Source organism: Mesorhizobium sp. Cs1321R2N1 (genome assembly GCF_037179725.1).
GTDB lineage: Bacteria > Pseudomonadota > Alphaproteobacteria > Rhizobiales > Rhizobiaceae > Mesorhizobium > Mesorhizobium salmacidum.
Map to the genome: position 1 here is coordinate 25307 of NZ_JAPYKP010000051.1, position 9753 is coordinate 35059.

Annotated in this window: 7 protein-coding genes; 6 read left to right on the forward strand and 1 reads right to left on the reverse strand. The window is 61.6% G+C overall.

Annotated elements, in window-relative coordinates; translation table 11 throughout:
* Positions 1-206 precede the first annotated feature (206 nt).
* From O7A61_RS15350 to O7A61_RS15375, 6 genes are all read left to right on the forward strand, one after another.
* Positions 207-2492, forward strand: a complete 2286-nt coding sequence (locus tag O7A61_RS15350) for a peptidase domain-containing ABC transporter (RefSeq protein WP_337130506.1) — start codon at positions 207-209, stop codon at positions 2490-2492.
* Between the two features lie 164 nt (positions 2493-2656).
* Positions 2657-4063, forward strand: coding sequence for an HlyD family type I secretion periplasmic adaptor subunit (locus O7A61_RS15355; RefSeq protein WP_337130507.1), 1407 nt, complete (start codon positions 2657-2659; stop codon positions 4061-4063).
* Between the two features lie 48 nt (positions 4064-4111).
* Positions 4112-5845 carry a tetratricopeptide repeat protein gene (locus O7A61_RS15360; protein WP_337130508.1) on the forward strand — a complete coding sequence of 578 codons (1734 nt, stop codon included), beginning with the start codon at positions 4112-4114 and terminating at the stop codon, positions 5843-5845.
* 13 nt (positions 5846-5858) lie between these two features.
* Positions 5859-6080: a DUF768 domain-containing protein gene (locus O7A61_RS15365; protein WP_027146702.1), complete on the forward strand. Its 222-nt coding sequence runs from the start codon at positions 5859-5861 to the stop codon at positions 6078-6080.
* Between the two features lie 355 nt (positions 6081-6435).
* Positions 6436-8205, forward strand: a complete 1770-nt coding sequence (locus O7A61_RS15370) for a type I secretion system permease/ATPase (protein WP_337130509.1) — start codon at positions 6436-6438, stop codon at positions 8203-8205.
* A complete protein-coding gene (locus O7A61_RS15375; protein WP_337130510.1) occupies positions 8192-9538 on the forward strand; it encodes an HlyD family type I secretion periplasmic adaptor subunit in 1347 nt (448 codons plus the stop codon). The genes O7A61_RS15370 and O7A61_RS15375 overlap by 14 nt, the downstream gene beginning before the upstream one ends.
* A gap of 72 nt (positions 9539-9610) precedes the next feature.
* Here the strand turns inward: O7A61_RS15375 and O7A61_RS15380 are convergent.
* The coding region (locus tag O7A61_RS15380) for an adenylyl-sulfate kinase (RefSeq protein WP_337130513.1) at positions 9611-9753 on the reverse strand (143 nt) is incomplete at its 5' end.

The window sequence follows — 9753 nt, forward strand, 5'->3', positions numbered from 1 at the left end:
GGAATGGTAAGTGGACAGACCACGATAGGAACCAGTCCAAGGCTGAGAAACGGGCGCGCGCGCTCTGCGGAAAGCAGGGTGCGCGCGCCCGCCATTTCCGACCGGGGACGGGTCCGTCCGACCGGCCGGCTCGGCGTCACTCAGTCCCCGCTTGAGGTATCGGCGGGCGCCTGGGGCATCGGCGCTTGCGTGTCGGAGGGAAGCCCATGGTGAATATCCCTCTGAGCGCCGAAATCCAGCCGGTGGCGGTCCGCGCCGGCATCGAAGCCGATACGGCCGAACTGGGGCGGCTTCCCGGTGGTCCCGCCGAGTTTGAAGAGGTCGGGCAGCGTCTCAAGGCGATGTTGCGGGTCGCCCGCTATCACGGGGTCGAGCTCGACCCGAACGAATTCAGGGCGGCGAGCGCAAGCCCGTTTCCAACCTCCGCTGACCTGTCCGAATGGGCGCGCAACGGCGGTATGTGGTCTCGCGCCGTCCGCGTTCGCTGGTCCCACCTCTTGCGCTTCCAGGATACCGGGCCAGTCGTCCTGCTGTTCAGCGATGGCGGCGCGGGGATCCTCACCGGGGCCAGTGCCGAGCGCAAGCTAGTCTTCCTCAAAGGCGTGGACGCGCCTGATGACGGTGAATCCACCGCCATCGACGAGTTGCGGCTGTCGCAGGTGTGGACGGGCGAGGCGGTGCTGCTGCGAAATGCGCGATCCTCTGTTGCGGCGGACGCGCCTTTCACTCTCGGCTGGCTCGCCGAACTGGTGCGGCTCGAAAGCCGGCCTCTGCGTGACGTCGCCATCGCCTCGTTCACGCTCAGCGTCCTTACCATCCTGCCGCCGCTCATCGTCATGACGGTGGTCAACAAGGTGCTGCAGTTCAACAGTGTCTCGACGCTGTTGCTCTTGTCGGCCATCATCGCCGTCGTCTTCGCCTATGAAACGCTCTTAGGTCACGCACGGCGGCTGATCATCAACGTCGTCGGCGCCCGCCTGGACACCAAGCTGCAACTGCACATTTTCAGTAGGCTCCTGCGCCTGCCGCTTGACTATTTTGAGCGTCATCCGGCCGGCGAGACGCTGTACCATCTCGCCCAGGTCTATCGCATCCGCGAGTTCCTGACCGGCAAACTCCTCAGCACGTTCCTTGATCTGATAACGCTCTGCGTGCTGGTACCGGTGATGTTCTACATCAACGCCAAGCTCGCCTGGATCGTGATTGCCTGCGCAGGCGCGATCGTACTGATCATTCTTGCCTTCCTCAAGCCGCTGCGCCGGAGGTACCAGCGGGTGATTGAAGCCGAGACATGGAAGTCGGCGGCACTCGGCGAAACTGTCGTCGGGATAAAGACCGTGAAGGCACTAGGTCTCGAGCCGCAACGCAAGGCGCTTTGGGACGAGCAGGTGGCGGAGGCGGGAAGGGCGCGTCTGGCTTTCGGGCAGTTCGCCAGCTGGCCGCAGACCCTGGTAACGCCGATCGAACGTGCCATGGTGCTCGGCACAATGCTGATTGGGGCCTATCTCGCCATGAACGACAGTTCCGGCTATATGGTAGGCGGCCTGTTCGCCTTCATGATGATCTCCCAGCGCGTCGCCCAACCGCTTGTCGGGCTGGCGCGCCTGATCGAAGACTACGAGGAGGTCGGCGCAGCGATCGGCGAGGCGGCGTCGGTCCTCAACCGGCCGCTGGAGAGCAGTTCGAATTCCCAAGGCTTAAGACCGAGGCTCCTCGGCGAGGTCACGTTCAGCGATCTGACCTTCAGCTATATCGGTACCAGGACGCCGGCGCTCGACCGGGTCAGCTTCAACATTCCGGCAGGCACCATGTTCGGTATTGTCGGGCGCAGCGGGTCGGGAAAGTCGACGATCGCGCGCCTTCTGCAGGGGATCAACCGCGACTATAGCGGTTTCCTCAAGCTGGACGGTGTCGACCTCAAGGAATTCAACCTGCGTCACCTTCGCCAGGGGCTCGGCGTGGTGCTCCAGGACAATTTCCTGTTCCGCGGGTCGATCCGCGAGAACATCATCGCCGGGCGCGCAGGCCTGACGCTTTCCGACGCGATGCGAGCCGCGCATCTGGCAGGCGCCGAAGAATTTATCGAACGAATGCCGAATGGCTACGACACATACATCGAGGAAGGGTCGCCCAATCTGTCGGGCGGTCAAAAGCAGCGGCTGGCGATCGCGCGCGCCCTCATCCACAATCCGACCGTCCTTATCCTCGACGAAGCGACCAGCGCGCTCGATCCCGAGAGTGAAGCGGTCGTCAGCGCCAATCTCATGCGCATCGCTAGCGGGCGCACGATGATCATCGTTTCGCACCGGCTTTCTTCGCTCACCGAGTGCGACCAGATCCTTGTCATGGAGCAGGGCAAGGTCCTCGACGTCGCCCCGCATGCGATCCTGCTCGAACGATGCGCGCTCTACCGCCAGCTGTGGGCGCAGCAGAACCGGCACCTCGATGGCCGCCACGGCCGTCCGGTCGCCGTGCCGCCGCGGTCGGGTTAACCGATGTCGCGCGGCGGTCGATTCGAGCTTTCAACAATGATCGCCCGCAAGGCGGCGAACCGTTCCTTTGGCCATCGCGCTTCGACTGAAGATGGAATGGATGGGATCGGTTTCATTCGAAACAGTTTGTACTTCGAGTGCTTACACCTCAGGTCCAGCGAGCCATGACCACCACCTCTCTCACCATCCACCCCGCCCGTTTGCGTCGGATAAAAACGAGCGATCCGACGACACCAGCCATTCTCGAATTCCAATGGCCGTCGACGGCGGTCGCCAATGCGCCAATTCCTCGGTCGGCGCGCGGTGTCGTCTGGATCATTTCGAGCATGGTGGTTGCCTTGATCGCCGTGGCGGGACTGATACCGGTCGACCAGGTGGTGACGGCCAGAGGGCTGGTGGTTTCAAAATCGCCCAACATTATTGTGCAACCTTTGGAGACGGCGATCGTCCGCTCGATCGATGTGCGCGAAGGTCAGCACGTAAAAGCCGGGCAATTGCTTGCCCGCCTCGATGCTACCTTTGCCTCGGCGGACCTCCAGTCGCTGGCGATGCAGGTCGCGACGCTTGAGGCAGAAGTGGCGCGGTTGAAGGCGGAGGCCGACGGCCAAGCTTTCAACTATGACGGTCTCGACCCGAGCTGGACCCTGCAGGCGTCTATCTTTGAGCGCCGCAAGGCAGTCTACGAGGCCAAGCTGGAGAATTTCGACCGGCAACGCGATGAACTCAGTTCGGTGATCTCGCGTTCTCAATCGGATGCCTTCGGCTACCGGCAGCGGCTCTCGGTCGCGGCATCGATAGAACAGATGCGCAAACAGCTGGAAGAAAGACAGGTCGGAAGCCGCCTCAATACCCTTATCGCGGAAGACAATTCGGCAGAGATGTCGCGGGCGCTCGGCAATGCTGAGCAAACAGCAGAGGCTGCCAAGCGCCAGCAGGCTGCGGTGGCCGCCGAGCGCGACGGCTACATTCAAGGCTGGCGAGCGGAAGTCTCACAGGGTCTGTCCGACGCGACCTCTCGGATGTCCGACGCCCGCGAACTCCTCAACAAGGCAAGGCTCCGTAAGCAGTTGGTAGAGTTGAAAAGCGAAGCAGACGCCATCGTCCAGTCGGTGGCGAAAGTCTCGGTCGGCTCGGTCCTCCAGTCGGGTGAGCGCTTGATCACGCTGGTGCCGGCCGACGCGCCGCTTGAGATTGAGACAAACGTGGTCGGCCGCAGCAGCGGCTTCGTGCACGTCGGCGACCCCGTGGTCATCAAGTTCGACACCTTCCCCTATTCGCAATACGGCCTCGCCCACGGCACCGTGCGAACACTCAGCCCGGATTCCTTTTCCGCGCAGGAGCAAGCACGCGACCCCAACAGTTCCCTGGCCATGCTGCCCTCGGATGCCGAGCCATTCTATCGGACTCGCATTTCCATCGACCACGTCGCGCTGCACGGGGTACCCGCCGGTTTCATCGTCAGCCCCGGCATGCCCGTGACCGCTGACGTCAAGGTCGGCCAACGCACGGTGCTCAAATATATTCTCGGCGCGATGCTACCGATCGGCCAGGAAGCCATGCGTGAGCCATAGGCTGCGGCGCGCCAGCGGCCAGATGGAGGACATCAGGGACTCGGATCGATGACAATTCTGGATCGGCTGACTGGTTTCGCCAACCCTGCGGCAGCATTGCGGCGGGCGGTGCAGCTTTTTGACAGCGGCAGGCCTTCGGAAGCTTTTCCGCTCATGGCGATCGCCGCGCGCGCGGGCATCGCCGACGCCGAATATCGGGTTGGGCGTTGTTATCTTGAAGGCTCGGGTGTGCCGCCGAGCCGCGTGGAGGGGACGCGGTGGCTCGGGCGGGCGGCAAAACGCGGGAGCGCCGATGCACAGGCGCTCCTCGCCGCACTCTATGTGAGCGGACTGGCGACATCTGAAGCTGATGTCAAGCGCCCTGCATCGCAACGCCTGTTCGAACAAGACACCTTGGGTGAGCCGGACTTCGTGGCGGCACGCGAGCTTGCCACGAAGGCGGCCGAGGCAGGCTCGGCAACCGGTCAAGCAGTCCTCGGCTATATCCTCACCAGGGGTCCCGGACCGATGCGCGATGCGGATGCAGCGCATCGTTGGTATGAGCGCTCGGCCGCGGCCGGCTGCGCCGAAGGACGCCTCGGTCTCGCCCTTTCGCTGGCCCGGCAAGGTGGGCTCGCGGAACGGGACAGAATTGCTGACGAGGTACGTCGTGCCGCCGACGCTGGCCTGCCGACCGCAATCTACCTCTTTGCGATATTCACCGAGCACGGGCTGGGCGTCGCGGGCGATCTTGCTGCCGCGGCGCGGCTGTATCAGGCGGCTGCGGAGCAAGGCCTGCCCTCGGCCCAATTCCGATTGGGATTGGCGATGATCGAGGGGAGCCTCGGTGACCTCGATCCTGTGGCCGGGGAGGCGTGGATGCGACGTGCCGCATTGGCCGGCAACGTCGAGGCGGCGTATCTTCTGGGGGAGCGTAACGTGAAGTACCGACCGCCGGATTATGCAGAAGCCGCAACATGGTATCGACGGGCGGCCGAGGCGGGTCATCAGGCCGCCGCTCGCGCCCTAGGCTCCCTTTACCTAACGGGAAACGGTGTTGCCAGGGATGAGCAGGAGGGGACACGCTGGCTGCGCACCGCCGCAACCAGCGGGAATCAGGCAGCACAAGTCGATATGGCCAACCTCGCTCTGCAAGGGATTGGAGAGGCGGACGACACCACAAATGTAGCAGGATGGTTCGAAGCCGCCGCATCGTCAGGCGATCTGATCGCCGCATTCAATCTCGGCCTCTGTTTCGTCAAAGGCGTCGGCGTGCCCCAGGACGAAGGTCAGGCGGCGCAATGGCTAAGGCGCGCTGCTGAGGGCGTGGCCGAGGCCCAATATATGTATGCGCGCATCCTCAGGGATGGGCGCGGGGTGGCGGCCGATGCGCAGCAGGCCCGCGCTTGGTTTGCCCAGGCTGCCGACGGCGGCATACTCGACGCGCAAGTGGCACTCGCGGAGATGCTGCTCAATGGCCGTGGCGGCAATCGTTCGCCAGAGGCCGCGGTGCAGTTGTTCGAACGAGCCGCCGCCGCCGGTCATGTCGGGGCAATGTTTGCGCTCGGAGCGCTGCACAGCTCCGGCCAGGGTTTGCCGATCGACCAAGTGGCGGCGCAGAAGTGGTTCTCGGCCGCCGCCGAATGTGGGCATGGCCAGGCCCAACTCATGCTGGGCCGGTATCTCGCCAAAGGTCTCGCCGGAGAGCGCGACCCGTTGGCCAGCCGCCTCTGGCTCGAGCGAGCGGCTGCACATGGCATCGTGGAGGCCGACGAGGAATTCGCTGAGGCTACCTCGGGTTAAGGTGTAATGGAATATGAGCAGGCGCGCCGCTGATTTCCTACGCAAATGGATTTGCGACCATCTACCGCCGCGAATTGACGACGCAGCCCTCGTCGTGACCACCATGGCGGCCGACGCCGTGCGGGCGGCAGAGGCTCAAGGCATCGCACGCCAAGAGATCGACCGAGAAATCGGAAGCGTCTACGAAGCGACCATGCGTACGCTCCAGGATCGCACGTCCGGTTTGCCGGATTAGGCACAACGCCACGACCTCGGGGGCAAGAGTTACGTTAAGCCTTGGGTAGCCGATCGGGCTTGGGATTTCCAAAGAGGAGGAAGCACCCTCATAAGCCTGGAGGTTTGCCATAGTTGGCGGAATCCCGTTCAGTCGCACTGAGGGGCAGGGCGTATTGCGGCGCAAATAGGTCGGTCATAGAAGGAGGGCGCGGCTTCTCGCCTCGATGCTCCTTGGACAACCGCAATTGTCGCATCGCCTAGCCCGTTTGCGTTCTTCATCATGGCCATCAAAAGAATCTCAACTGGTGGCATCGCAACACCGTATGATATATACAGATTGTCTAATGTGATCGTTTGCCCCGGGTGCGATTTAGATGCCCAGCTTTACGAATAGAAGGGTGCTGTCGAGGAGTGTGGTCGAAATGGGCCTCTTCTCCGCGGCAATGAACACCCTGGTGTTGATTCTGCCTCTCTACATGCTGCAGGTATATGACCGGGTTTTGCCTGCGGCCAACCTCGACACGCTCGCCTATTTGACCTTGCTTGCTCTATCGTCGCTCTTGCTGTTCGGCGTACTCGAAGTCGTGCGCAGCGTATATGCGAGCCAGCTCGCCGCTCGGCTGGATGTCTCTTTGGGTGCATCATCATTTCTTGCGGCAATGAGCGGTCCGCGTGCCGGTCTCGGCGACGTCCAGGCCCTGCGCGACTTGGCGACCCTGCGGGGGTTCATCGCCTCGCGAACCATCTTTTTTCTATTCGACCTCCCTTTTGGGCCGATCTTCGTGGGCCTGCTTTACTTCGTCCATCCGTTGCTCTTCCTGGTAACGGTTATCGGTGCGGTTCTCATGGTTGCCATCGCTGTGCTGAACCAGATCGCGAGTTCGCGACCCAGCAAGGAGGCGGCGGACAATCTTAGCGCCTCAATGAATTCGGCGCAGGCCTTCGCGCGAAACTTCGAAACGGTCCGCGCACTCGGGATGGTGTCCAACGCGATAGAGTTCTGGGGGATCCGTTTTTCAGACTCACTGCACGCCTCCGACGGACTGGCTCGCATCAACGCGTTCTATGGTGGTGTGTCCCGCACGACGCGATCGGTGCTCCAAATCGCGATATTGGGCGTCGGTGCATATCTGGTTCTGCACAATGAAATGACCGCAGGCATGATCTTTGCCTCATCGATGATATCGGCGCGGGCCTTGCAACCTCTTGATCAGATCGTTGGAAGCTGGCGGCAGATCACCGACGCCAATCTTGCATGGAAGCGGCTTTCGGTTTCCCAATCCGGGCCGGACAAGCAGGAAAACCCAGCATTGCCGAGTCCCGATGGAGTGTTGAGCGCAGATCAGATAGTCTATCATCTTCCAGGTTCGGCCGACGGTGCGATGCCGCTCATCAAGCGGGTGACTTTCGAGGTCCCCGCCGGCCAGACCGTCGCGATCGTCGGCCCGAGCCAGGCAGGAAAATCGACGCTGGCGCGGCTCATCGTCGGTGCGATCCAACCCCGTTCGGGCGCGATCCGTCTCGATGGCGGCGATATTCGAAACTGGGATCCGGAGGAACTCGGCCGTCACATAGGCTACCTTCCACAGGATGTGGAACTCTTCCCTGGAACCATCGCACAGAACATTGCGCGCTTTGAGCCGGACGCATCCGACGAGAAGTTAGTTCAAGCGGCCCGGAAGGCGCAGGTACATGAGCTGATCATGGGGCAGAGGAACGGATACTCGACGGTGATCGGCCCCGCTGGCGTTCGCCTTTCAGGCGGCGAGCGTCAGCGCATTGGCCTTGCACGCGCTTTTTACGGCGATCCCAAGATACTGGTTCTCGACGAGCCCAACGCGAATCTTGATTCCGACGGCGAAGCCGCGCTCGAGCGGGCGATCATCCAAGCGCGGTCGCGAAAGACGACCGTCCTCGTCATTACCCACCGGCCCTCCCTCGCTTCCAAATGCGATCGCATCCTCATGCTGCTAAACGGTCAGGTCGAGATTTACGGTTTGACCAAGGACGTGCTCGACGAACTTGCTCAGCGACGGGCCCGAGCGGCAGCAGCGGCGGCCGCTCAGTCGCATGACAATGAAGGAGTGGTGCGTTTCCCGTCACAGGCTCGCGTAGAGGTAAAAGTCGCAAATGACGGCCCCTAGCCAAACCATCCAGGCTGGCGCCAAGGCTTATCGCTGGCAGCGCAACATCGATATACGCACAGATCGGATCATGCTGGCGGGATATGCAAGCGTGGCCGTTTTCGTGCTCGGCTTCGGATTCTGGGCAGCCACGGCGCCGATTGCTGGAGCAACCATTGCGCCGGGTGTGGTCGCCGCAGCAGGGCAGAATGTCATGATCCAGCACCTCGAAGGAGGCGTTGTCAGGAGCATTAGAGTTCGCGAAGGTGACAGGGTCTCAAGAGGCCAGGCCCTGATCGTGCTCGATCCGACGATGGCTCGGTCCCAGCTCAACCGGGTTCTCAAGCAGTGGGTTGCACAAAAAGCCGAGATTTCTCGGCTCGAAGCAGAGCGCGACGGCCTTGAGAGTATTGTCTTGTCCAGTGACCTCGGAGCCTATTCAGGCGCTTCCGAATATAGCGATGTCTTCGGCGAGCAAAACAAGGAATTTCAGGCGCGGCTAGCACGTTACGGCGCCGAACAGGGGATACTGAAGCAAAGGGTGGCAGCACTTCAGGACGCCATTGTGGGGCTAAAGGCTCAAAAGAAGGCAGCGGAAAATCAGCTTGTGATCGTCAACGAGGAGACCGAAAGAAAAAAAGACTTGCTACAAAAAGGACTCACAAATCGGTCCGAATATACCAATCTTCTGCGCAGTACCGCCGAGTTGGTAGGACAGGCGGGATCTCTGGAGGCGCAGATCGCCAGCTCGGCGACCCAGACTGTGGAAGCACGTCAGCAGATTGAAAGGCTTACAACCAGCCGGGTCGAGGATGCCGTCACGGAACTGAACAAAGCACGGGCAGAGGTCGCGGATCTCGAGGAACAGATCAACGCTGCGCGTTCAGTCCTGGACCGTACGACGATCCGGGCGCCTGTGGACGGCATCATCGTGCGCTCGCTTTACAATTCCGAAGGCAGCGTCATCCGCGCCGGTGAGATCGCGATGGAGCTTCTGCCGACCACGAACGAGCTCATCATCGAGGCCAGGATAAAGCCTGAAGATATCGACTCAATCAGGGTCGGGCAGGACGCAAACATGATGTTCACGGCACTCAACGCGCGCACGACGCCGAAAGTGTCCGGAAAGGTTTTTTACATTTCGGCCGACCGGCTGATGGCACCCAATACCGGGCTGCCTTACTTCACCGTCCGGCTTAAAATGGCCAACAAGCTGCCACCGCAGATCAAGCCCGAGCAGATCTATCCAGGCATGCCGGTCGAGACATTCATCTCAACGGGCGAACGGACGTTTCTGGCTTATCTGACCAAGCCCTTGGTGGATTCGTTCCAACGCGCCTTCCGGGAGAGATAGCCCCCGCATCTTGGATACCGGAAGCTCCGATGTGAAACGGCGCTATTATATTGGAGCCTGCACCCCTCGACGTCAGACGAAGTGGAAGAGGGCATCTACCATCTCTTCAGGCGACTTGCCGAGCGTCTTGAGATGGATCTCCGGTTTCTCCGGTGCTTCATATGGAGAATCGACACCGGTGAAATTCTTGATCTCGCCATTCAGCGCGCGCGCAT